The organism is Limimaricola sp. AA108-03 (assembly GCF_050847355.1).
GTDB lineage: Bacteria > Pseudomonadota > Alphaproteobacteria > Rhodobacterales > Rhodobacteraceae > Limimaricola.
This window is the reverse complement of record NZ_CP193755.1, coordinates 1,222,362-1,246,716: the sequence shown is the minus strand read 5'-3', so window position 1 is coordinate 1,246,716 and position 24,355 is coordinate 1,222,362. Positions and strand designations below refer to the sequence as shown.

The window sequence follows — 24,355 nt, the reverse complement described above, 5'->3', positions numbered from 1 at the left end:
GATGGAACTACTGATCGCGTCGGCCGTCGGCGTCCTGACCGCCGCCGGCATCTACCTGGTGCTGCGCCTGCGAACCTTTCCCGTCATCATCGGCACCTCGCTGCTGAGCTATGCCGTCAACGTCTTTCTCTTCGCTTCGGGGCGGCTGGCGATGGATGCGCCACCGGTTCTGCGGGACGGTGCCGAGCGCTATACCGATCCGCTGCCGCAGGCGCTGGTCCTGACCGCCATCGTGATCTCCTTCGGGATGACCGCCGTGGTGGTGATGATCGCGCTGGGCAGCTGGCTCTCGTCCGATGACGACCGGGTCGAACGGCCCGCGCTCACCGAGGACGACACCAACGCACCCTCTGTGACCGAAGGAGGTGCACGATGAGCCACTGGATCATCACCCCCATCGTGCTGCCGGCGCTGCTGGCGGCGATCCTCGTGCTGATGGTGCGCGAACACCTCGTGGTGCAGCGTGCGCTATCGATGGCGGGAACCCTGGCGATCACGGCCATTGCCATCGGCCTGTTCTGGCAGGCCTCCGACGGCACGATCACGCTCTACCAGCTCGGCAACTGGCCCGCGCCATTCGGCATCGTGCTGGTGGCGGACCGGCTTTCGACGCTGATGGTGCTGCTGACCGCGCTGCTCGCGCCCCTGGTGCTGCTCTACGCCATGGGCTCGGGCTGGGACGGGCGGGGGCGGCATTTCCACCCGCTGTTCCAGTTCCAGCTGATGGGCATCCTCGGCGCCTTCCTCACCGGCGACGCCTTCAACCTCTTCGTTTTCTTCGAGGTGCTGCTCATCGCCTCCTACGGTCTGATGATCCATGCGGGCGGCAAGGACCGGCTGCGCGCGGGCACGCAATACGTGCTCTACAATCTCCTCGGCTCCACGCTCTTCCTCTTCGCCCTGGGCACGATCTACGCCCAGACCGGCACGCTCAACATGGCCGATCTGGCGGGCCGTGTGGCCGAGCTCGACGCCGGGGCTTCGGCCGGCATTCGCGTCGCGGCGGTGCTGCTTCTGATGGTCTTCGCGATCAAGGCCGCTGTGCTGCCGCTCCATTTCTGGCTGCCCGACAGCTATGCCTATGCCCCTGCCCCCGTGGCCGCGCTCTTCGCGATCATGACCAAGGTCGGCGCCTACGGCATCATCCGCGTCTACACGCTGGTGTTCCCGCCCGATCTCGAGATCACCCAAGGTCTCTTCGACGTCTGGCTGATGCCGGCGGCGCTGCTGACGCTCGCGCTCGGCATGATCGGCGTGCTGGGCGCGCGCCGCATCGACCGGCTGGTGGCGTTTTCGGTGATCGGCTCGATGGGACTCTTGCTCAGCGCGGTCTCGGTCTTCACCCCCGAAGGCATCGCCGCCGCGCTCTACTATGCGATCCACTCGACCTTCGCGACGGCGGCCCTGTTCCTGCTCGTCGACCAGATCCGCGACCGGCGCGGAGCGGCCGGGCCCGTGCTGGTGCATGCCCAGCCGATCGAAGGCGGCGCACTGCTGGCGGGCATGTTCTTCGTCGCGGCGATCGCCATGACCGGCCTGCCCCCGCTCTCGGGTTTTCTCGGCAAGCTGCTGATCCTCGACGCCGCGGGCTCCAGCCCGCTGGTCTGGTGGGTCTGGGCGGTGGTGCTCACGGGCTCGCTCGTCGCGGTGGTGGGCTTTTCGCGCGCGGGCTCGCTCGTCTTCTGGAAGGCACATCAGGAGGGCCCGGACATCGAGCCGATCGATTGCGAGACCGCACCTGAGGTCGAGGACGATACCGCGCAGCCCGGCTCGACCCGTGGACCGCTGGTGCCGCGCCCGGTTCTGCCGATGATCGCGATCGGCGGGCTGATCGCGATGCTGGTGGCACTCACCGTCTTTGCCGGGCCGGTCAACCGGACCCTGTCCGCGACGGCGGCGCAGCTCTTCTCGCCCGAACCCTATATCGAGCTGGTGCTGACCACGCCCGGCAAGCAGATCAAGGATGATCCGCATGCGGGCGAGGACGACCACGGAGGCGAAGCCGCCGCTGACGCTGGGGAGGATCACTGATGTCGATGCGTCTGACCCGAAAGCTGTTGCCGCACCCGCTGCTCTCGGCGCTGCTGGTGCTGGTGTGGTGCCTGCTGATCAACGATCTCAGCCTCGGCACCGTCGTCTTCGGCGCGCTGCTCGGGATCGTGATCCCGATGGCGACCCGCGCCTTCTGGCCGGACCGCCCCAAGATCGGCAGGCCGGGACGCCTCGTCTCCTACCTCCTCATGGTGATCTGGGACATCTTGGTCGCCAACGTGCAGGTGGCGATGATCGTGCTGTTCAAGCGCAACGAGGACATGGCCCCAAACTGGGTGGTGATCCCGCTCGAGATTCGTACGCCCGAAGCGATCGCGATGCTGGCCGGGACCATCACCCTGACCCCCGGCACCGTCAGCGCCGATCTCTCGGCGGACGGGCACGCGCTGCTGGTCCATGCGCTCGACGCGCCCGACCCGGAGGCGGTGCGCGACGACATCAAGACCCGCTACGAGCGCCGGTTGAAGGAGATTTTCGAATGATCGACACCGCCCTCTTCATCGCCATCGGCGCGCTCGGGCTGGCGCAGATCCTCGCCATGATCCGGCTGGTGATCGGGCCGCATACCGGCGACCGCATCCTCGCGCTCGACACGATGGTGATCAACGCCATCGGCCTGATCATCCTGCTCGGGCTTTATCTGGGCACCCAGATCTACTTCGAGAGCGCGCTGATCTTCGCCATGCTGGGCTTCGTCTCCACCGTGGCGCTGGCGCGCTTCGTGCTGCGCGGGGACATCATCGAATGACCGGGGGGATGATGCTGGAGATCCTCGTGGCCGCGCTGCTGATCATCGGCGCCGCCTTCACGCTGATCGGCTCCTACGGGCTCCTGAAGCTCGATCAGCCGATGAAGCGGCTGCACGCGCCGACCAAGGCCTCGACGCTGGGGGTGGGATCGCTGCTGCTGGCTTCCATGATCCATGCCTTTGCCTCGGGCGACGCCTCGTTGCACGAGCTCCTGGTGATGGCCTTCCTCTTCGTCACCGCGCCGATCTCTGGAAATTTCATCGCCAAGGTCCATCTGCATCGGCAGCGCGGCGGCAAGGAGCTTCCTCCGCCGCCCGAGGAAAAGAACTGGGCGACCTACGCCGAGCAATAGCGCCCGGCGTCGACCGGGCTCGAGGAGCCACGCCGTGACCATGAGCCCTGCCCCTCGCCATGCCGGTCCGATCCTGCATCTGCGGGGCCATGACCCCGACGGCCTGCGCCTTGCCGCGATCCTCATTCGACCCGAGGGCGAGGCTTGCGGAACACTGCTGGCGGGCGCCACCGAGCACCAGCCGCACCGTATCGCCACGCTGGAGGGGCTCGCGGTCTGGCGTTTCGATATCCGGCTCGACAACACCGATCGCGGCTACCGCTTCGAAGATCGCGACTACCCGGTCGAAACCGATCTCTCGGGCGATCTGAGGTTCGCCTTCCTCTCCTGCAACGGCGAGGAGAACGGCGACATGGATCGCGATCCGGCCGAGCGCGACGCGATGTGGGAGAGGATGCGCGCCGAGCACGAGGTCCGGCCCTTCGCGGCACTGCTGCAGGGTGGGGACCAGATCTATGCCGACGAGGTGACGCAGGGCCATCCGCTGAGCGATGGCTGGCCCGAGGATCTGCCCGAGGGCACGAGTGCGGCCGATCTCGAAGGGCTGGCGGCGCATCTGCGCCGGGGCTTCGTCGCGCGCTACATGCGCGGCTTCGCCGGGCCCGCCTTCGGCGCCCTCGCCGCACGGGTTCCGACGCTGGCGATCTGGGACGATCACGACATCTGCGACGGCTGGGGATCTCTTCCCAGCGAGGCCACCGACAGCGCCGTGGGCCAGACGCTGTTCCGGGTGGCGCGCGAGATGTACCTGCTGTTCCAGCACGGTGCGGTCGAGGCCGACATTCCGGAGATCTTCATCGATCCGGCCGGCGCCCAACTTGGCTGGCGCCGCAGCCTGCCGGGCGTCACGCTGATGGCCCCCGACCTGCGTTCCGAGCGCCGCCGCAGGCGGGTCATGGGCGAAGCGGGCTGGCGATTATTGGAATCCCCGGTACCCGAGCCCGAGCGTACCTTCATCGTCTCTTCTGTGCCGATGCTGGGGCCCCGGCTGTCGCTGGTCGAGGCGGTGATGTGGCTCTGGCCCGGCATGCAGAAATACGAGGACGATCTGCGCGACCAGTGGCAGAGCCGTGCGCATCGCGCCGATTGGCAGCGGGCGCTGCGCGCGGTGCTGAACCTGCGCGCCCGCGGCCCGGTGACGGTGCTCTCGGGTGAAATCCACCTCGCCACCCGGGCCGAGATGGCCGCCGAGCCCGGCGCTATTCATCAACTCGTGGCCTCCGGCATCGCCCATCGCGCGCCGCCCAAGGGCTATGCGCGCGGCCTCGGCTGGCTCGGCAGCCTTGGCGAAGGGCCGCTTTCGGGTCACCCGATCCGCATCCTGCCGCTGCCGGGGATGCGACGGCGCTACGTGGCCGAGCGCAATTTCCTGACGCTGGAACGGCGTGACGGAGCGTGGAGCGCGGTCTGGCATCTTGAGGAGAGCGGCAAGACCCGGCCGCTGCCGATCTAGCCCGCAGGCAGTTCGACACGCGCCTCGAGCCCCCCCTCCGGGCGGTTCGACAGGCGGATCTCGCCACCATGGGCGCGGATGATGGTGCGGGTGATCGACAGGCCGAGCCCGGCCCCGCCGGTGTCGAGACTGCGACTGTCCTCGCCCCGTACGAATGGCTCGAACATGCCCTCGAGGCGTGCCTCGGGGATGCCCGGCCCCTCATCCACAACGCGCACCACCGCCATGCCGTCCTCCTGCATCAGCCGCACCCTTGCCGAGCCGCCATAGCGGATCGCATTGTCGACCAAGTTGCCGAAGGCCCGCGACAGCGCCACGGGGCGGCCGCTCACCGGCGGAGCGCCACCGCCCTCGAACCGCGCACCGCGCTCCTCGCAAAGGCGCGGCAGCAGCGCCGCCAAATCGATCCTGCCGCTGGGTTCGGCCTCGTGGCCACTCTTGGCGAAAGTCACGAGCCCCTCGGCCATCACCGCCATCTCGTCGAGGGTGCGGATCATCGGCTCCCCCTCCTCCTCGTCGAGCATCTCGGCGCGAATACGCAGGCTGGTGATCGGCGTGCGCAGATCGTGGCCTACGGCGGCGAGGGTACGGGTCCGCTCGGCTTCGAATCGGGCGATCCGTCCCTGCATGTCGTTGAAGGCCGCTGCCGCCGCCCGCATCTCGCGGGCACCGGTCTCAGTCACCCGCACGCCGCGATCGCCGCGACCCGCGGCATGCGCAGCCTCGGCCAGGGCGGCCAGCGGACGGGTAAGCTGGCGCACGAACCACAGCCCCACCGCAAGCACGGTGAGCAGCGACAGGCCGAGCACCAGCATGAAGACCTCGCCCCGGACCCCGTCGGGTGGCCGCAGCCCCGCCGCCGTGACGTTGAGCCAAGCCGCCTCCTCAGCCTGCAGAGCGATCGACACGGCGATGGTGCCGCCGCGCGGTGCGGCATGGCCACCGGAACTACGCCTGGAAGCGGCGCGCTCCGAAATCGCGACGCGCACCTCGCGCTCCTCGAGCGCCGCGCCGATGCGCGCCTCAAGTGCCCCGGCCCGGCCACTGCGCGCTGGCGCCGCGACGGCCGGCACCGGCTCGACCGAAATTCGCGCGAGCCGGGTCGAGGCCTGGCGTGCCAGTTGCTGTCGTGCCCGCGGCGGCAGGGCCTCCATCGCCGGCACCAGCGCCACGATCCGCTCCAGCTCCCGCGCGGCCCCCGCCTCGCGGTCGAGCCGGTCGCGCTCGAAGGCCAGAAGCCCCAGCGCCACGAGATTGGCCGTCACCAGCGCCGCTGCGAGCAGCAGAGCAAAGCGCGCGGCCAGCCCCGCGGGCAACAGCCTCTTGATCACGGGGCCACCTCGACATCTGCGGCCAGCAGGTAACCGCCGCCCCATTCGGTAACGATCAGGCGCGGCTGCTTGGGGTCGTCCTCGATCTTGCGCCGCAACCGGCTGATCTGGTTGTCGATCGCGCGATCATAGGCCTTGGCCTCGCGGCCCGCCATCAGGTCGAGCAGCCGCGCCCGATCGAGCACCGTGCGCGGCGAGTCCAGAAACAGCGCCAGCAGCCGGCTTTCGCCCGAGGTCAGCTCGGCCGCGCGCCCATCCTCGTGCCGCAGCGACTTGGTCGCCGGATCATGGGTCCAGCCCGCGAAGCTGCGGCGCGTGGTGTCGAGCGTCGGTGCCGCCGGCGGCGCCCGGCGCAGCACGGCGCGGATGCGCGCCAGCAATTCACGCGGGTTGAAGGGCTTGGTCACGTAATCATCGGCCCCCAGCTCCAGCCCGACGATGCGGTCGGTCTCGTCGGCCATCGCGGTAAGCAGGATCACCGGCGGCCCACCCCGCGCCACCAGCCAGCGGCACAGACTCAGCCCGTCCTCGCCAGGCATCATCACGTCGAGCACGACGAGACCGATCCGCGCCGACTCGACGATGCCTCGCGCATCGGCGGCGCTGGCAGCGAGGCGGACGCGGTAGCCCTGCTTCTTGAGATACTGGCCCAGCGGCTCACGGATATCGCGCGCGTCGTCGACGACGAGGATCTGCTCTGCGGTCTCGGTCATGGGCGGGTCTCCTGCGGACTGGCGGCTTCCCTTCTAGGGCGCGCGCGCCCCTTAAGGCCAGCACCTGGCCCCTTGCGAGAACGTGAAGTTTTGTCGCCGGATGTAACACGCGCCACCGCCAAGCCGCTTGCCTCCCCCGCGCGGTCTGGCTACATCGGGCCCTGGGGCCGGCATAGCTCAGCTGGTAGAGCGTCTGATTTGTAATCAGGGGGTCGGGGGTTCGAGTCCCTCTGCCGGCACCACAAGATTCCCCAACGCATTGTTTCGCCTAGGCTTTCGATTGAATCAAACCAAGGTGTGGCACATGTCGGAGTCCATTTCCGCCCACACACCTTCAGCAAAGACGGCATCTTCCAATTCCGTAGGCACGTGCCGGTGGAGCTAAGGCGTCACTATTCCTCACCAAAGATCTCGTATTCGCTGCGTACGAGGTCAGCCCGAGTAGCGGCAGTCAGAGCCGTGCGACCTGCGAACCAGGTAGACGAATTCTGATAGCACCTGCGTTGTCGGGACGTAGATCTGCCGGGCAAGCACATGCTGCGGATGGGTGTCGCCGGTCCGGGACTGCAGCCATCGGGGGCAGCAACGTCAACGCCGACTGCATGAGCCTTTCCGAGGGTGTAGTGACGTATCTTCGCCTCAAGGGCGATGGGAAGGGCATCAGCTTCCTCCAGGCGGCAGAACGGGCCGGTGGCTACGTCATTGATGCGTGCGGCAACAAGACTTGGTAGCGGTCGACAAGCCGACATGCTGAATACGTTTGTGCGGACGGCTCACATCGTCCTCGAATTGGCGCCTGCACCGGGGCGGATCATACGTTTGGGCTAGCCGCCCCAAAGGTGAGCGCGGATACCGATGCTGTCTATCCTTTGCCGGGTACTGGGCACGGCTCCGTTCCGATTGAGGCTTACCATGATCTTTTCTCATAGCCTCAATAGCGTCCGGCGCCGGAACGGTCGGTAAGCGCTCGATCATTTTCGGAATACTTCGAACCGAACGCACTAGAAGTGCCCAGTCCGGCGATTCATATTTTTCCATTGAAAACTCACCAATGATCAGGTGGCTTTCGTAAACTGATGGCGCGAAAAACGAAGACAAAAAAGCCAAAAATGCAACGTCTTTTTGTCTGACGTTACGTCTCATGCCTAGCCGATCCCCGCCGCAGGGCCCCTTAGAACTTAGTCATTAGACCGTGCGGATAGTTTCTCCCGATGTGAACTAAGGCAAAATGATTATGAGCCCCTCCTAGCGCGTTGATTCATCTAATTCGTTCGCATCATGATCCACCTTTTGCCTTAGGGACTTTGCTGGATTGATGCGACCGGCACTATCAAATCATTATCCTCATGGATGCGTGGAGTGCTCTGCGTGATCGCCGGCTTTTGAGAGTATTATGGCTTTCCGTTCGTCGTGTTTCGGCAAAGCCTTTTTAGGAGAGTTGTTATGGCGAACTACATCAAATCCGATCTCGATTTCATTCTGGCGCAGATCAAGATCGCAGAGGCACATACCGAAGCCATGAAATCCGGCGCCGATCCCCGGACGAGTCTTCTCCAACTGATCGGCAACGCGCCCAATCTGAGCTTCGGCTTGCGCACCGTCGATGGCAGCCTGAACAACCTCGTCGCGGGGCAGACCGACTTCGGCCAAGCCGATCAGGCTTTTCCGCGTCTGACCACGCCCTACTACCTCGACGAGCAAGATGGCGACATGATGTCGTTCGGGCCGGGCGGCACGATCACCAACAACGATTACGGGACGAACGGGGATGTCGCCGACGCCGATCCCCGGACCATCTCCAACCTGATCGTCACCCAGGACGTCTCCAACCCCGCTGCGATTCGCGCGGCGCTGAAGGCCGCAGGCGTCGAGGGCACCGCCCAGACGGCGGCCACGAACGCGATCAGTGCCGCCTACAAGGCCACGCTGAACGCCAATGGCGCGAATGCCGAGGTCGAGGCCGCCACGGCGGTCGTCTCCGGGGCCAGCGCCGATGCCTCGGCTGCCGTTGCCGCCCTGAACGCGGCCACGGCGCTGCAGCTGAGCTACACGGCGGGTGTGACCATGGCCACCGGGGTTCCCTCGGCCATCTCCGCCGCCCAGACTGCGGCCGGGAACCTGATCACCGCCCTCAACGACATGCCCGGCGAACCGGTTCCGGTCCCGCCATTCACCCTCACCGAGCCGGTGCAAGCGGATTACGTCGTCACGGCCGATTTCAATACGGCATATGCCCAGTGGGTCGATGCTGCGCCCACCGACCCCGAGCCCCTTGCCACCGATTTCCCGGGTGTCGCGGCGTTCGAGACGGCACATGCCCTGTGGGTCGAGGCGCAAGTGGCCCATGCCGCTAACGAGCCCGATCCCGCCGATTTCCCGGATCCCGCGGACTACGATACGGCACTTGCCGAGTGGGACGCCGTTGCGCCCATCGAGCCCCTTGCCACCGATTTCCCGGATGTCGCGGCGTTCGAGACGGCATATGCCCTGTGGGTCGACGCGCAAGAGGCCCATGCCGCCGCCGAGCCCCTTCCCGCCGATTTCCCGGATGTCCCGGCGTTCGAGACGGCACATGACCAGTGGGCCACCGCGCAAGCCGCCCATGCCGCCGCCGAAACGCAGTACCAGGCCGATCTGGTCGCCTTCAACGACGCCACGACCGCCGCGACCAACGCCTTTGACGCGGCCATGGCTGCGGCTGCCAATGCCGTCACGGCGGCCGGCGCCGTCGTGACCGCGCTTGGCGACAACCCCACAGATGGCGCTCAGGCCCTCGAGACCTTGGCGAACGACCTCCGGACAGCGATCGAAGGGATCGAAGAAGGCGGTTTCCTTCCGACCGACGCGGCGACAGTCACGTCTGCCCTTGACGCCTTCAGCGGCGCGCCCGCTCTCGCGCAGTCGAACATCGGTGAACTCACGACGCTCAGGAACAATGCCGGTGTAGACCGGGCCACGGCCCAGGTGGCGGCGGATAATGCCACAGCCGCGCTCGACGCGGCCAATGACGACCTCGCAATCGCGCAGGCCGCCGCCAACACGGCAGGTACGCCCGAGGAAACCGCGGCGGCCCTACAGGGCCTGCTCGACGATTTCGGCCTTCAGACCGATGAGAATGGGGGGCTGGTCATCGAGAACCGGGCGCCCGACGAAGGCCTCTCGGCACCCTTCAACTCGTGGATGACGCTGTTCGGCCAGTTCTTCGACCACGGGCTCGATCTCGTGACCAAGGGAGGCAACGGCACCATCTACATGCCGCTGCAGCCCGACGATCCCCTCTATGTCGAGGGCAGCAATACTAATTTCATGGCACTGACCCGCGCGTCGATCGACCCCGAGAACCAGACGACGCCGCATGTCGACCAGAACCAGACCTACTCTTCGCACCCCTCGCATCAGGTGTTCCTGCGTGAGTGGATTCTCGACGCGAACAACAAGCCGGTCGAAACGGGCAAGCTCATCACCGGCAGCAATGGCGGCATGGCCACCTGGGCCGACGTCAAGGCACAGGCCCGCGACATTCTCGGCATCGAGCTCGACGATGCCGACGTGCTGGCGGTTCCGGCGCTGATCACCGATCTCTACGGCAACGCCGAGATGGGGCCGAACGGCTTCCCGCAGGTGGTGATGGCCGATGGCACGATCATGGAGGGCAACCCTAACGCCCGGGTGGACGCGACGTTCGCGGCGAAAACCGGTCACGCCTTCCTCGTCGACATCGCCCATAACGCCGTGCCGGGCACGGTCGACCATGACCGCAACCCCGCCACGCCGGACATCCAGATCACGCCGGACGATGACGGCATACCCAACAGCGTGCTGATCGCGAACGGCTTCGGGATCAACGAGCAATACGACAACGAACTGCTGGACGCGCACTTCATGGCCGGCGACGGGCGGGTGAACGAGAATATCGGCCTGACCGCGGTGCATCACATCTTCCACTCCGAGCACAACCGTCTGGTCGATTACTCGATCAACCAGGTGATCATGCCGGCCATGGTGAACGAGAGCGGGACGCCCGAAGAGGCGGCGGCCGATCTCGCCTTCCTCAACGAGTGGCTGCGGGTCAAGCTGCCGGACGGGACCGATCCCTCGACCGTCGACTTCTCCACGCTGCAATGGGATGGCGCGCGGCTGTTCCAGCTCGCCAAGTTCGGCACCGAGATGCAGTACCAGCACCTCGTCTTCGAGGACTTCGCGCGCAAGATGCAGCCGCAGATCGACGTGTTCCTGGCCCCGGTCGGCTATGACACCACGATCGACCCGTCGATCCTCGCCGAGTTCGCGCATACGGTCTACCGCTTCGGCCACTCGATGCTGACCGAGACCATCGACCGGCTCGACCCGTCCTTCAACGCGGTCGGCACCGATTGGAGCACGCAGGACGCCGAGCAGATCGGTCTGATCGAAGCCTTCCTCAACCCGATCGAGTACAACAAGGGCGGCGAGATCCATGCCGACATGGCCGCCGGCGCGGTGGTGCGCGGCATGACCCGCCAGGTGGGCAACGAGATCGACGAGTTCGTCACTGACGCGCTGCGCTCGAACCTGCTGGGCCTGCCGCTCGATCTTGCGGCGATCAACCTCGCCCGCGGCCGCGACACGGCGATACCGACGCTGAACATGGCGCGGGAGCAGTTCTACACCATGACCGGCGACACCCAGCTCAAGCCCTATGACAGCTGGTTCGACTTCACTCTCAACATCAAGAACCCGGCCTCGGTCGTGAACTTCATCGCGGCCTACGGCACCCATGCCACCTTGGACGCCGCGCAGACCCTGGCCGAGAAGCGCGATGCCGCGATGAAGCTGGTCTTCGGCGGTGAAGGCGCGCCGCTCGACCGGCAGGCCTTCCTGAACGCCACCGGCAGCTATGCCAGCGACAAGGGTGGCCTCGACAAAGTCGATTTCTGGATCGGCGGTCTCGCCGAGGCGATCGCGCCCTTCGGCGGCATGCTCGGCTCCACCTTCAACTTCATCTTCGAGACCCAGCTCGAGGCGCTTCAGGACGGCGACCGGTTCTACTACCTGGCGCGCACGGCGAGCATGAACTTCCTGGCGGAACTCGAGAACAACTCCTTCGCCAGCATGATCGTCGAGAACACCGACGCCACGCACCTGCCGATCGACGTCTTCGCGACGCCGAGCTACGTCCTGGAGGTCGACCAGACCAAGCAGTACAACCACGGGATGGGCAGCGATGACCCATTCGAGGCGTCGCTCTTCGACCCGCAGGTGAACAAGCTGGTAATCCGCGCCAACGAGAACTCGTTGCAGTTCACCGGCGGCGACCACGTGGTGCTCGGCGGCACCGACAACGATGACACCCTGATCGCCGGCATCGGCGACGACTCGATCTGGGGCGACGGCGGCAATGACCGCATCGAAGGCGGCCATGGCAACGACAACATCGACGGCGGCGCCGGCGACGACATCATCACCGATCTCGGTGGCGACGACGTCATCAAGGGCAATGACGGCAACGACGTCATCCATGGCGGCCCGGGCGAGAACCTGATCATCGGCGGCCGCGGCTCCGACTTCATCATCACCGGCGAGGATTTCTCGGAGGTCTTCGCGGGACCGGGCAACGACTTCATCCTCGGCACCACCACCAACGAGGCGCCGATCGGCGGTGAAGGCGACGACTGGTTCGAGGGCGGCAGCCAGGACGGCGCGATGGGCGACAACTCGGATGCCTTCGGCGCCGACACCATCGCCGGCCACGACGTCTTCTTCGGCCGCGACGGCTTCAACGAGTTCGTCGCCGAGGGCGGCGACGACATCATGGTCAGCGCCGTCGGCATCACCCGCAACGAGGGCATGTCCGGCTTCGACTGGGTCAGCTACATCGGGCGCAGCTCGGTCTATGCCGATCTGAACCTGCCGGCCTTCGACGAAACGCCGATCCCGCCGGACGAGAACACGGCCCTGGATCGCTACGAAGCGGTCGAGGGCCTGTCCGGCTCGCATGGCAATGACGTGCTGATCGGTTCCGAAGAGACCGATCTCGGCGCGATCCCGCCAGCCGAGCCCGTCGAAGAGGAAGAAGGCGGCGTAGTCGAGGAGGCACCGCTTGAGCCGGCCGCCAACGGCCAGCAGGGCAGCGTCCTGACCGCGGAGGGCATCGCCCGGATCAACGGGCTGCAGGAGTTGCTCGGGACGGGCGTGACCGAGTTCCGCACCGGCAACATCATTCTGGGCGGTGGCGGCAGCGATCGGATCGAGGGCTTGGGCGGCGACGACATCATCGACGGCGACAGCTATCTCAACGTCCGCATCGCCCGGCAGGGCACCAACGAGACCTGGACAACCATGGTCGGCGACCTGCAGAAAAGGATGCTGGCGGGCGAGATCAACCCGAGCGAGCTCTACATCGTGCGCGAGATCCTCGATGGCGGCAAACCGGGCGACATCGACACCGCCGTCTATGCGGGACAGGCCATCGACTACCAGGTTTTCACAAATGCCGCCGGTGGCCTCACGGTCCTGGACATGAACCCCGATGACGGCGACACGGGATCCGACCAGCTCCACAATATCGAGCGGATCGAGTTCACCGATCAGACGATGATCATTCAGGGCGATCCTCCGGTACCAGTCGACGTCGTTCTGTCAATTGCGGATGCGCCGACGCGGATTGAGGCCGGCGACACCGGGTCCACCAACCTGGCCTTCGGCCTGAGCCTGGACGACACCAGCTTCAGCGGTAGTCTGCGGGTGGTCTTCGACGTCGGTGCGGTGACTGGTCAGGCCCAGATCGTCAACTTCGTCGACGGGCTCGGCACGCTGACGGTGCCGGTCGTCAACGACAACGTGCCCAACGGCACCGATACGAGGATGGTCACCCTGACCGGGGCCACTGGAATCGGCGCGACGGTGACGCTCGGCACCGCCACCGCCAGCGGCATGGTCACCGAGGACGACGTCACTGCCATCCTTCTCTCGATCGCCGACGCGCCAATGCTGGTCGAGAACGGCGATACCGGCGCCACCACCCTGGCCTTCGGCCTGAACCTGAACGATACCGGCTTCAACGGCGATCTGCAGGTGGGCTTCGACACCAGCACAGCGACCGGTCAGAGCCAAACCGTCACTTTCACGGGAGGCATCGGCACGCTGAACGTGCAGGTCCCCAATGACGACCTGGCCAACGGCACCGAGATGGTGGCGGTCACCCTGACCGGCGCCACAGGTACCGGCACGACGGTGGCGCTCGGCGCCACGACGGCCAGCGGCATGGTCACCGAAGACGACGGCACGGCCATCGTCCTCTCGATCGCCGATGCGCCGATGATGACCGAGGCCGGCGATACGGGGGCCACCAACCTGGCCTTCGACCTGAGCGTGGACGACACCGCCTTCAGCGGCACTCTGCAGGTGAGCTTCAGCGTCGGCACAGCGGCCGCCCAGACCCAGGACGTCATCTTCGTCAATGGCCTCGGCACGCTGATCGTGCCGATCGACAATGACAATGTCGACGACGGCGCCGAGATGGTGGGGGTCACCCTGACCGGGGCCACCGGCACCGGCGTGGTGGCGACGCTCGGCACCGCGACCGCCAGCGGCACGGTCACCGAGGACGACGTCGTTCCCGTCATACTGTCGATCGCCAATGCGCCGACGATGGCCGAGAGCGGCGACACCGGAACCACCGATCTCGCCTTCGGCCTGAGCCTGGACGACACCAGCTTCAGCGGCGCTCTGCAGGTGAGCTTCGACACCGGCACGGCGACCAACCAAACCCAGACCGTCAACTTCACGAACGGGGTCGGCACGCTGACCATGTCGGTCGCCAATGACGACGTCGACGACGGCGACGAAATGGTGACGGTCACCCTGACCGGGGCGACCGGGACCGGTGCGGCGGTGACGCTCGGCACCGCCATGGCCACCGGCATGGTCACCGAGGACGATGTGGCGCCCCCGCCTGTCGACGTCCTTCTGTCGATCACCAACGCGCCGATGCAGGTCGAGACCGGCGACACCGGGACCACCGACCTCTCCTTCGGGCTGAGCCTGAGCGACACCGGCTTCACCGGCACCCTGACGGTGACCTACGACACCGGCACGGCGACGGGCCAGAGCCAGGACATCAGCTTCGTCAACGGGGTCGGCACGCTGACCATGTCGGTCGCCAATGACGACGTCGACGACGGCGACGAAATGGTGGCGGTCACCCTGACCGGGGCGACCGGAACCGGTGTGGCGGTGACGCTCGGCACCGCGAGCGCCAGCGGCACGGTCACCGAGGACGACGTCGCGGCGCCACCGCCGGGTGGCAGCGTGCTGCCGATCGACTTCAACGCCAACCCGCTCCTGAGCTACAGCGGCCAGGACAAGACGCCGCAGGGCTTCCAGATCGACCCCGACGGCGCCGGCATCACGCTGAGCGGCAACATCTGGAAGAAGACCCTGCTGCCCGGCGGCACCTTCACCGTCGGCGCCGACACGGTGCTGCGCTTCGACGTGACGATGGAGAACGGCACCGCCGAATTCGTCAGCATCGGCCTCGAGAACGACGACAACTACAAGACCACCGACGACCTGCTGTTCCAGGTGTTCGGCTCGATCAACATCGCGAGGTTCGACCAGTCGGTGCGCAACGACTACACCACCGTGGGCCAGACCGTGAGCTACGAGATCCCGCTGGCGGCGCATGCCGGACGGACCTTCGACTACCTGGCGCTGATCAACGACGACGACGCCGCGCAGAGCTCGATCGTGCGCTTCTCGAACGTCGAGCTGGTGCAGGGCAGCGCGCCGCCGCCACCCCCGCCGACCGGGCCGGTGCTCTCGATCACCGATGCCCTGACGGTGGCCGAGACCGGCGACACCGGGACCACCGATCTCGACTTCGGGCTGAGCCTGAGCGACACCGGCTTCACCGGCACCCTGACGGTGACCTACGACACCGGCACCGCAACGAACCAGAGCCAGGACGTCAGCTTCGTCAACGGGGTCGGCACGCTGAGCGTGCAGGTCGCCAATGACGACGTCGACGACGGCGACGAAATGGTGGCGGTCACGCTGACCGGGGCCAGCGGCGCCGCCGCGCCGGTGACGCTCGGCACCGCGAGCGCCAGCGGCACGGTCACCGAGGACGACGTCGCGGCGCCGCCCGATCCCGGCAGCGTGCTGCCGATCGACTTCAACGCCAACCCGCTCCTGAGCTACAGCAACCAGGACCAGACGCCGCAGGGCTTCCAGATCGACCAGGATGGCGCCGGCATCACGCTGAGCGGCAACACCTGGAAGAAGACCCTGCTGCCCGGCGGCACCTTCACCGTCGGCGCCGACACGGTGCTGCGCTTCGACGTGACGATGGAGAACGGCACCGCCGAATTCGTCAGCATCGGCCTCGAGAACGACGACAACTACAAGACCACCGACGACCTGCTGTTCCAGGTGTTCGGCTCGATCAACATCGCGAGGTTCGACCAGTCGGTGCGCAACGACTACACCACCGTGGGCCAGACCGTGAGCTACGAGATCCCGCTGGCGGCGCATGCCGGACGGACCTTCGACTACCTGGCGCTGATCAACGACGACGACGCCGCGCAGAGCTCGATCGTGCGCTTCTCGAACGTCGAGCTGGTGCAGGGCAGCGCGCCGCCGCCACCCCCGCCGACCGGGCCGGTGCTCTCGATCACCGATGCCCTGACGGTGGCCGAGACCGGCGACACCGGGACCACCGATCTCGCCTTCGGGCTGAGCCTGAGCGACACCGGCTTCACCGGCACCCTGACGGTGACCTACGACACCGGCACCGCAACGAACCAGAGCCAGGACGTCAGCTTCGTCAACGGGGTCGGCACGCTGAGCGTGCAGGTCGCCAATGACGACGTCGACGACGGCGACGAAATGGTGGCGGTCACGCTGACCGGGGCCAGCGGCACCGCCGCGCCGGTGACGCTCGGCACCGCGAGCGCCAGCGGCACGGTCACCGAGGACGACGTCGCGGCGCCGCCTGCAAGCGTCGTTCTCTCGATCGCCGACGCGCCGACGGTGACCGAGGCCGGCGACACCGGGGCCACCGATCTCGCCTTCGGGCTGAGCCTGAACGACACCGGCTTCACCGGCAGTCTGCAGGTGGCCTACGACACCGGCACGGCGACGAGCCAGAGCGTCAGCTTCGTCAATGGGATCGGCTCGCTGGCCGTGTCGGTGGCCAATGACGATGTGGACAACGGCACCGAGACGGTGACGGTCACCCTGACCGGGGCCAGCGGCGCCGGCCCGACCGTGACGCTCGGCACCGCGAGCGCCAGCGGCATGGTCATCGAGGACGACGTCACCACCGGCGGCGGGACCGTGTCGACGGTCGTCACGCCGATCGGCGCCTCCTCCGACGACTGGGAGCAGTTCGGCGGCGGCGGCAGCGGCGACCTCGAGTTCGGCCTGAACGGCAGCCGGGCGCAGGCTGTCGGGATGCGCTTCGAGGGGATCGACATCCCGCAGACGGCGACCATCACCGACGCCTACCTGCAGTTCACCTCGCTCGAGACCTCCTCGGGGGCCGCGAACCTCACCATCGGCATCCAGGGCAGCGAGACCGCCGCCACCTTCTCCTCCGGCGCGCCGCCGCAGTCGCGCGTCGCCGTCGACGAGTTCGCCTGGTCGAATGTCGAGCAGTGGACCGCCGGGGGCACCTACCGGACGCCCGACATCAGCGCGCTGATCGAAACGGTGATCGGCGCCGACGGGGCCACGAACGCCGCCCTGGCCTTCATCGTCGAGGGCAGCGGCAGCCGGGTGGCGAGCAGCTTCGACAGCGGCGCCGGGCCCGAGTTGGTCCTCGTGCTCGACGACGGAAACACGCTCACGATGTGAGCTCACGCATGCGCCCCCGGCCGGAAGAGCGGCCGGGGGCGTATGCCATTCCATGTTCCTCGGCACTGCGAAGCATTGGGAATGGCCCTTAAGTGATCGGCGGTTTGCCCCGTATTACCCATAGGCTTCTAATCCGCTTACTGCTCATGTCGCGCGGTCGTGATGATTTGAGGGCTTTAGCAGGCGATCAGTCGAAAACCTCACGAATTTCAAAACCATGGCAAGGTAGGGCACGGCACCGACGAACAGGGCGAATTCCTACCCTGCCGCCTGATCTATTCCATAGGTTCAGAGCCGATACGGCGAGAGTTCAGGCACGACCGAGCCAATCGATCGGATCCCGCCCTTTGGCTTCGGCAAGCAGTCACTGATCCGCCAACCTATGCCTTCGCTGCCAGATCCCACCTCTCGACGACAATCATGGGCGCTTTGACGCAGCGTGTGTGAAACTCTCTGTCGAGACAGCAGCGCAGCCAAACGCTGGCGCAATCACAATATTATCCTGATAGAAACGACCTGACGGAATCGGCTGGCAGTCGATGAGCTCCCGCCACCATCCGTCCAGTTGCCCCTGCCCGACCTTTGCAGGCCAGCGAAGTACGGACCAGAGCACATCCAAGGCCCCGATCCGAAGTCTCAGAACCGGGTCCAATTTACCGAGCGGCAATGGACATGGTCGAGCAACGAGCCACAGCCCTCCGCCGCCGCTGAGAAATGCACCCTTGTCAGCGGTTGGCCCGTGCCAGAAATCCGACCGCGACCAATCCGACGGCTGTGATCATCAAAGCCGCCGGGGCCGCCTCGGCAATGTTCTCGAGGCTGGCCTTGGCGTGGACCCGCGTCGCCAGAGTGTCATAGCCGAACGGCCGCAGCAGCAGCGTCGCCGGCAGTTCCTTCATGCAGTCGACGAAGACCAGCAGCAGCGCCGAGCCGACGCTGGCGCGGATCAGGGGGACATGGATCCGCCGCAAGGTCCCCCCAGCGCTCTGGCCGAGCGAACGCGCGGCCATCGGCAGGCTGGGCGACACCCGGCCCAAGGCCGCGTCGGCGGTGCCTTGCGCGATGGCGAAGAAGCGCACGCAATAGGCCAGGACCAGCGCCGCCGCGGTGCCGGTGAAGATCAACCCGGGATCGCGGCCGGTGAGATCGAGGACCGCATCGGCCAGGGCGTTGTCGAAGAACGCGAGCGGAATCAGGATGCCGATCCCAAGCACCGCACCCGGAGCCGCATAGCCGATCGCCGTCACCGGCAGCAGCAGCACCGGCAGGCGGCGCCCCGAGAGCCGGGTGCCGTAGACCATGAAGAGCCCCGCCAGAACGGTTAGGAACGCCGCGGTACCGCCCGTGGCCAGCGTGTGGAACAGCGCCCGGCTCAGCCCCGGCGCCGCCCATTCGCGCGCGTCGAGCGCGTGGCTCGCCAGCACCGCCACCGGCAGCACGAACCCGGCGAGGAAGGGCAGCAGGCAAGCGATGAATGCCAAGATGCCCTGCCCGCCACTCAGTCGCATCGGTGTCACGGGGCGCGGCTGGCGGGCCGAGCCGAAGAAACGCAGCCGCCTGCGGCTCAGCTTCTCCAGGGTCACCAGGAAGACGATCATCGCCAGCACCAGCGTCGCGATCTGCGCAGCACCACCGAGATTGCCCGCCTGCAGCCAAACGGTGAAGATGCCGGTGGTCAGCGTCTGCACCGCGAAATAATCGACCACGCCGAAATCATTGACCGTTTCCATCATCACCACCGCGACGCCCGCCGCGATGGCCGGCCGGATCAGCGGCAGCCCGACCCGGAAGAACCGGCCCCATGGCCCCACGCCCAGCGCACGGGCCACCTCGAAACCGGCGCCGGACTGTTCGCGCAGCGCCGCGCGGGCGAGCAGATAGACATAGGGATATAGAGCCGCCGAAAGCACGAGGATCGCCGCCCCGCGCGAGCGGATCTGCGGAAAGGCATAGTCGCGCGCGTCCTGCCAGCCCATCAGGCCACGCAGGCCGGTCTGCACCGGACCAGCATATTCGAGGAAATCCACCAGCGCATAGGCGCCGACATAAGCCGGCACCGCGAGCGGCAGCAGCAGCGCCCATTGCAGCCAGGAATGACCCGGAAAGCGGTACATCACCACCAGCCATGCCGCGCCCGCTCCCACGGCCGCCGTGATCGCGCCGACCGACAGCATCAGCAGCACCGTGTTGCCCAGATAGCGCGGCAGCGTCGTCGAAAGCAGATGCGGCCAGATGTTGTCTTCGGGATGGAAGGCAAGCCAGACCACCGAAATCACCGGCAAAAGCACCAGCGCCGCGATCGACACCGCCCCGACCGACCACGGATCGAAGCTGCGCCACGCGCCGCCGGGAGCGATTGTCTGACTGGTTTTATCGGACATGGATGCGGCGGTAGCTCATAGCGGTTTCGCTGTCCAGACAACTCATTATATTGGCCGGACCAAGGGCGGAGGGTCTGGCGTCGCAACGCCCGGACCGGCCCAGGGATGATGACCGCCCCGGCGGAAGAAAACAGCCCTGCAACAGGCGGGAGAGGGACCACGCGCGCATGGAGATCGCCTTTCACATCGGCGCCAACTGCACTGATGACGACCGGCTGCTGAAGTCGGTGACCAAGAACCAGCCGGCGCTGGCGGAACGGGGCATCCGCGTGCCGGGACCCGCGCGCTACCGGCGCCTGCTGCGCGAGACGATCCAGCACCTGCGCGGCGCGGCGCCGGAGCCCGGCACGCGCGACGTGCTGGTCGATGCGATCATCGATCACGGCGAAACCACAGAGCGGCTGGTGCTGGGCAATCCGGCCTTCATCTGCACCCCGGCCCGCATCTGCGACGCAGGCTGCTTCCACGAGCTCGCGGGCTTCAAGGCACGCGCACTCGCGGCGCTGTTTCCCGACGACCGGATCGAGCTGTTCCTCGGCATCCGCAACCCGGCGAGCTTTCTCCCCGCCTGCTGGGAGCAGACGCGCGGCCGAGCATTCGACGAATTCATGGCCGATCTCGATCCGCGCACGATTCTCTGGTCGGACGTGCTGGCGCGGCTGCGCGAGGCGGCGCCCCACGCGCGGCTCACGGTCTGGTGCGACGAGGATTCGGCCCTGCTATGGCCCGAATTGGTCCGGGCTCTGGCCGGGATGGCACCCGACAGCCCGATCGAGGGCGCGCATGACCTGGTGGACGAGATCATGCGCCCCGAGGGGGCGGCGCGGCTGCGCGCCTATCTCGACAAGCACCCGCCAGGTAATGCCGCGCAGCACCGGCGTATCGTCTCGGCCTTTCTCGACAAATACGCCCGCGACGATGCGGTCGAGACGGTGATCGACCTGCCGGGCTGGGATGCCGCGCTCGTGGCGGAGCTGACGTCGATCTACGAAACCGATCTGGAGCGCATCGCGGCCATGGAGGGGGTGCGCTTCATCTCACCCTGAGATGCGATGGCGCCCCCGTCGGGCTCAGCTCATGCCGAGCGCGGCCTTGTACATGTCGAGCACCGCCTCTTCCTCGGCGATGTCGTCGGCGTCGCGCTTCCTGAGCGCGATCACCTTGCGCATGACCTTGGTATCGTAGCCGCGGCCCTTGGCCTCGGCCATGACTTCCTTGATCTGCTCGGCGATGTCCTTTTTCTCGGCCTCGAGATGCTCGACGCGCTCGATGAACTGGCGCAGTTCCTCGCCTGCCGCGTTGCTCTGCACGTCGATCACGGATGCGTCGCTCATGTGGGTCTCCTGATGGGCCGATGGTCGGGCCTTCTCCCTAGCGCCGGGCCGGGGCGGCATCAAGCGCCCGGTCCAGCCTGCCGCGACGGCGCGCGGGCTTGTGCCGTATCGCCGCTGGCGCTAGTCCGATCTGCGAATAACGGGGAGTGCTGGCATGGACATCGTCATCTGGATCGGGGCGGCGATCACGCTGGCAGGTTTCGCCGCCATCCTGTGGAGCCTGCTCGCGGTGATGCGACTGCGGCGTCAGGGCCTCGACGACGCGCAGATGCGGGCGCGGCTGGCGCGGGTGGTGCCGCTCAACATCGGGGCGCTGATGCTGTCGATGCTGGGGCTGATGATGGTCGTGGTCGGCATCATCCTGTCCTGATCTCGGCCACCCGGCCGCGTCGCAGCGCCGCATCGAGATCGCCATCCGTATCGACCGAGGCGCGCAGCAACGGCGGCACCTCGAACACCGGGTTCGCCCCGGCCCAGCCCTCCATCATGGCCACGAGTTCGGCCATGCCGAAGCTCCGCGCCGCGTGGAACGGCCCGCCTGACAGCCGCGACCAGCCGAGGCCATGTACCGCCAGCGCATCGAGATCGGCGCTGCGCGCCACGCGTCCGGCGGCCAGGAGCCGCGCGCCCTGCGCCACAGCTGCGGCGAGCCGCATCTCGCCCTCCAGCCCCTCGCCGCCACGGCCCAGCGCAGCCAGCAGGCTGCGCCCCTGAGCGGTCGGCGCAGGGGTTCCGCCGTCCCGTTCGAGCAGCGACGGCGAAATCCGCCTCTCGGCAAAGTAGACATGGCGCAGCGCCGCGAATTGCGGGTCCGCCAGCGCATCCAAATGCGCCGTCCGCTCGAAACGAAGGGCCGACGCCGCCGGCAGCAGTAGCGCCGCCTCAATGCAATCGACGACGCGCGAGGCGCTGCGCAGCGGCGCTCCGTCGGTGGCGTGGCGGCGGCGCTGCACCGCATCGAGCCAGGCCATGCCATCGGCCATGAGATCGCGGCGCCCGGCGACCGGCCGGGGCCGGATGCCCGCCGCGGCGAGCTGCGCCGCCAAGGCGCGGGCCGAGGCATCGATATCCTCCTCCACCACCCCGTCGATCAGACCCGCCTGCCGCGCCATCTGCGCCGTGATCGGCCGGCCCCGCAGCAACATGTCGAGCGCCGTCTCGGCGCCGCACAGGGCGGCGAGCCTCTGTCCGCCCCCCGCCCCGGGCGGCAGGCCCAGAACGATGTCCGGCAGACCGATCCGGGCCGAGGGCACGGCCAGTCGGTAATGCGCGGCGAGGGCCAGCTCGGCCCCGCCGCCGATGGCGCTGCCCGGCAGCGCCGCCACGACGGGGATCGGCAAGCGTTCGATCCGCGCGCAGATCTCGTGCAAGGCGGGCGTCCCGGCAGCAGCTTCGGCATCGATCTCGCGGAGGTCGAGACCGACCGAGAACACTCCGTTGGCGCTGCCGAGCACCATGCCGCGCGGGGCCTCCGTGGTGTCGAGAGAGCCCTCGATCCCGTCGAGCGCCGCCGCGAGACCGCGCAGCGTATCGGCGCCGAGCGCGTTGCCCGGCGGGAGATCGAGCGTCACCGCCGCGATCTGGTCGGTGATCCGTGTCGTGACCGGCCCGCCACCCATCGCCGCCATCCCTCTCTGCCCAGTTGTGGCCATGATCGGCGGCGGACCGCCCATGCGCAAGGCCCCGCGCGGTCGCCGTCTCAAGGGGATGGCCAAGGCGCAACGCCGCTGGACGCGCGCGTGACGGCGCGGTAATCATCCGCCATGGATATACGCCGCATCAGCCCCGACTACGCCGTCAGCCCGCAGATCGAGCCGGAGGACATTCCCGCCATCGCCGAGGCCGGCTTTGCCACGGTGCTTTGCAACCGTCCGGATGAAGAGGTGCCCGCCGAGTTGCAGGCCGAGACGCTGCGTATCGCCGCCGAGGCGGCCGGCCTGCGCTTTGCCACGAACCCGGTGACTCACCAGGGGCTGAATCGCGAAATCATCGACCGGCAGATGCAGGTGCTCGATAGCTCCGACGGCCCGGTTCTGGCCTATTGCGCCTCCGGCACCCGTTCCTCGATCGTCTGGTCCCTGGGCCAGGTCGGACGGCGGGAAACCGACGAGATCATCGCCGCCACGGCCAAGGCCGGATATGACCTCGAACGGCTGCGCCCGCAGCTGGAAGCCCTGCGCGAGGACGAGGGCGAAGACGACGCCGCACCCGAAGAGTGAACTCTTCCGGTCATCCCGGCAGCCGCGGCGGGATCTCTGGCAGGTCTTCCTGAGGCTCCGGCGGGGCGAGGCGCACCGCCCGCAACCCTGCCCGCTGCCCCAGCCTCACCTTGGCGATCTCGCGCCCCCGGGCGTCTTCGAGCCGCACCGCGGACAGGTCCACGCCCGGCAGCATCACGAGATCGCCCGGAGCGAAACCCTCCGCTTCCCGCGCGGAGACACGCCATCGGTGTAGCACCGCTTCAAGCTCGGCCGGGGCCTGCAAGACGCTGTCTCTCAGGGCCCTCCGCCACCGCTCGGCCCCGGTATCATCGGCGGCCTTGGCAGGTTCCGACAGCGCCAGCAGGAGACGTCCGACGCGACCGCTTCCCGGACCGATCTCCATCTCGAAACTCAGTCGCTCGTAGCGCGCATCCGGCAGAATCAGCCCCGCCGCCCGGGCATCCGGCAACCGCTGGCCGGGTCGTAGGTCGCGCATCGGCGGCAAACTCGGCATGTCGAGCGCTGCCAGACGGCCCAATAGCCCTTGCAGCAATGGCGCCATCATTGCCGCCTCCGTGCCGGTGACGGGACCGGGCGTGACCGTGCTGGGGCGAGGCGCCCCGAGGGTCTGGCTCTCAACCACGGCACAGCGCAGTTGCGGCTCGATCACGGCCAATCCGGTTATCGCCCCCGGTGGCCCCAATCCGATCAGCAATTCCGTCGCATCGAGCCCGGCCACGAGTTGCGCGCGCTCCTCGGAGCCGCGCGCGACGCCAAGCGCGACGAGCGGCAGGCCGATGCTGTCCTGTGCCGCGCGCGCCAGCGCCAGTCCCAGCGCACCCTCGGAAGCAGAAGACGACGCGGTGCCGGTTTCGCCGCCCACCAACCTGCGCAACACGCTCTCCAAAATCATGCGGTCATCCCGTTTCGCGGCAGCAGCGAAACGAACCGCC

Annotated in this window: 18 protein-coding genes and 1 tRNA gene; 12 read left to right on the top strand and 7 right to left on the bottom strand. The window is 67.3% G+C overall.

All coding sequences use genetic code 11. The features are described 5' to 3' along the window. Position 1 precedes the first annotated feature (1 nt). The 6 genes from ACRAQ3_RS06085 to ACRAQ3_RS06060 are packed head-to-tail and all read left to right on the top strand — an operon-like array spanning position 2 to position 4,606. A complete protein-coding gene (locus tag ACRAQ3_RS06085) occupies positions 2–376 on the top strand; it encodes a Na+/H+ antiporter subunit C (protein WP_269398072.1) in 375 nt (124 codons plus the stop codon). After that, a complete protein-coding gene (locus ACRAQ3_RS06080) occupies positions 373–2,031 on the top strand; it encodes a monovalent cation/H+ antiporter subunit D (RefSeq protein WP_432256015.1) in 1,659 nt (552 codons plus the stop codon). Before ACRAQ3_RS06085 ends, ACRAQ3_RS06080 begins: the two co-directional genes overlap by 4 nt. Before the next feature lie 5 nt (positions 2,032–2,036). Beyond that, positions 2,037–2,534 carry a Na+/H+ antiporter subunit E gene (locus tag ACRAQ3_RS06075; protein ID WP_269398138.1) on the top strand — a complete coding sequence of 166 codons (498 nt, stop codon included), beginning with the start codon at positions 2,037–2,039 and terminating at the stop codon, positions 2,532–2,534. Beyond that, the gene (locus tag ACRAQ3_RS06070; protein ID WP_085897496.1) at positions 2,531–2,800 is read left to right on the top strand and encodes a K+/H+ antiporter subunit F; all 270 of its coding nucleotides are present in this window, start codon (positions 2,531–2,533) and stop codon (positions 2,798–2,800) included. Before ACRAQ3_RS06075 ends, ACRAQ3_RS06070 begins: the two co-directional genes overlap by 4 nt. Further along, entirely contained in the window at positions 2,797–3,153 is a 357-nt protein-coding gene (locus ACRAQ3_RS06065; RefSeq protein WP_432256014.1) for a Na+/H+ antiporter subunit G, read from the top strand. The genes ACRAQ3_RS06070 and ACRAQ3_RS06065 overlap by 4 nt, the downstream gene beginning before the upstream one ends. Before the next feature lie 40 nt (positions 3,154–3,193). Next, positions 3,194–4,606, top strand: coding sequence for an alkaline phosphatase D family protein (locus tag ACRAQ3_RS06060; protein WP_432256261.1), 1,413 nt, complete (start codon positions 3,194–3,196; stop codon positions 4,604–4,606). On the opposite strand, the gene ACRAQ3_RS06055 is transcribed toward ACRAQ3_RS06060, so the two are convergent. Then, positions 4,603–5,937 carry an ATP-binding protein gene (locus tag ACRAQ3_RS06055; protein ID WP_432256013.1) on the bottom strand — a complete coding sequence of 445 codons (1,335 nt, stop codon included), beginning with the start codon at positions 5,935–5,937 and terminating at the stop codon, positions 4,603–4,605. The two genes, ACRAQ3_RS06060 and ACRAQ3_RS06055, sit on opposite strands and share 4 nt — an antisense overlap. After that, a complete protein-coding gene (locus ACRAQ3_RS06050) occupies positions 5,934–6,650 on the bottom strand; it encodes a response regulator (protein WP_432256012.1) in 717 nt (238 codons plus the stop codon). The genes ACRAQ3_RS06055 and ACRAQ3_RS06050 overlap by 4 nt, the downstream gene beginning before the upstream one ends. 166 nt (positions 6,651–6,816) lie before the next feature. Here ACRAQ3_RS06050 and ACRAQ3_RS06045 point away from each other — a divergent pair. Next, positions 6,817–6,892 (top strand) — tRNA-Thr (locus tag ACRAQ3_RS06045). A gap of 55 nt (positions 6,893–6,947) precedes the next feature. Continuing rightward, the gene (locus ACRAQ3_RS06040; RefSeq protein WP_432256011.1) at positions 6,948–7,142 is read left to right on the top strand and encodes a DUF6538 domain-containing protein; all 195 of its coding nucleotides are present in this window, start codon (positions 6,948–6,950) and stop codon (positions 7,140–7,142) included. A gap of 207 nt (positions 7,143–7,349) precedes the next feature. On the opposite strand, the gene ACRAQ3_RS06035 is transcribed toward ACRAQ3_RS06040, so the two are convergent. Beyond that, a complete protein-coding gene (locus ACRAQ3_RS06035; RefSeq protein ID WP_432256010.1) occupies positions 7,350–7,793 on the bottom strand; it encodes a hypothetical protein in 444 nt (147 codons plus the stop codon). Positions 7,794–8,093: 300 nt separating this feature from the next. Here ACRAQ3_RS06035 and ACRAQ3_RS06030 point away from each other — a divergent pair, with 300 nt between their 5' ends. Next, on the top strand, positions 8,094–17,486 hold the full coding sequence (locus tag ACRAQ3_RS06030) for a peroxidase family protein (protein WP_432256009.1): 9,393 nt from the start codon (positions 8,094–8,096) through the stop codon (positions 17,484–17,486). 725 nt (positions 17,487–18,211) lie between these two features. Here ACRAQ3_RS06030 and ACRAQ3_RS06025 read toward each other — a convergent pair. Beyond that, a complete protein-coding gene (locus ACRAQ3_RS06025) occupies positions 18,212–19,867 on the bottom strand; it encodes an ABC transporter permease (RefSeq protein ID WP_269397957.1) in 1,656 nt (551 codons plus the stop codon). A gap of 167 nt (positions 19,868–20,034) precedes the next feature. Between ACRAQ3_RS06025 and ACRAQ3_RS06020 the strand changes: the two genes are divergently transcribed. After that, a complete protein-coding gene (locus ACRAQ3_RS06020) occupies positions 20,035–20,913 on the top strand; it encodes a hypothetical protein (protein ID WP_432256008.1) in 879 nt (292 codons plus the stop codon). Between the two features lie 24 nt (positions 20,914–20,937). Here ACRAQ3_RS06020 and ACRAQ3_RS06015 read toward each other — a convergent pair whose 3' ends face one another. Next, positions 20,938–21,201: a DUF2312 domain-containing protein gene (locus tag ACRAQ3_RS06015; protein WP_085894874.1), complete on the bottom strand. Its 264-nt coding sequence runs from the start codon at positions 21,199–21,201 to the stop codon at positions 20,938–20,940. A gap of 154 nt (positions 21,202–21,355) precedes the next feature. On the opposite strand from ACRAQ3_RS06015, the gene ACRAQ3_RS06010 reads away from it, so the two are divergent. After that, a complete protein-coding gene (locus tag ACRAQ3_RS06010) occupies positions 21,356–21,571 on the top strand; it encodes a hypothetical protein (protein WP_085894873.1) in 216 nt (71 codons plus the stop codon). Here ACRAQ3_RS06010 and ACRAQ3_RS06005 read toward each other — a convergent pair. Further along, positions 21,558–22,820: an enoyl-CoA hydratase-related protein gene (locus tag ACRAQ3_RS06005; protein ID WP_432256007.1), complete on the bottom strand. Its 1,263-nt coding sequence runs from the start codon at positions 22,818–22,820 to the stop codon at positions 21,558–21,560. The two genes, ACRAQ3_RS06010 and ACRAQ3_RS06005, sit on opposite strands and share 14 nt — an antisense overlap. 144 nt (positions 22,821–22,964) lie before the next feature. Here ACRAQ3_RS06005 and ACRAQ3_RS06000 point away from each other — a divergent pair, with 144 nt between their 5' ends. Further along, entirely contained in the window at positions 22,965–23,420 is a 456-nt protein-coding gene (locus ACRAQ3_RS06000) for a TIGR01244 family sulfur transferase (protein WP_432256006.1), read from the top strand. A 10-nt stretch (positions 23,421–23,430) separates the two neighbouring features. On the opposite strand, the gene ACRAQ3_RS05995 is transcribed toward ACRAQ3_RS06000, so the two are convergent. After that, positions 23,431–24,315, bottom strand: coding sequence for a hypothetical protein (locus tag ACRAQ3_RS05995; RefSeq protein ID WP_432256005.1), 885 nt, complete (start codon positions 24,313–24,315; stop codon positions 23,431–23,433). Between the last annotated feature and the right edge of the window lie 40 nt (positions 24,316–24,355).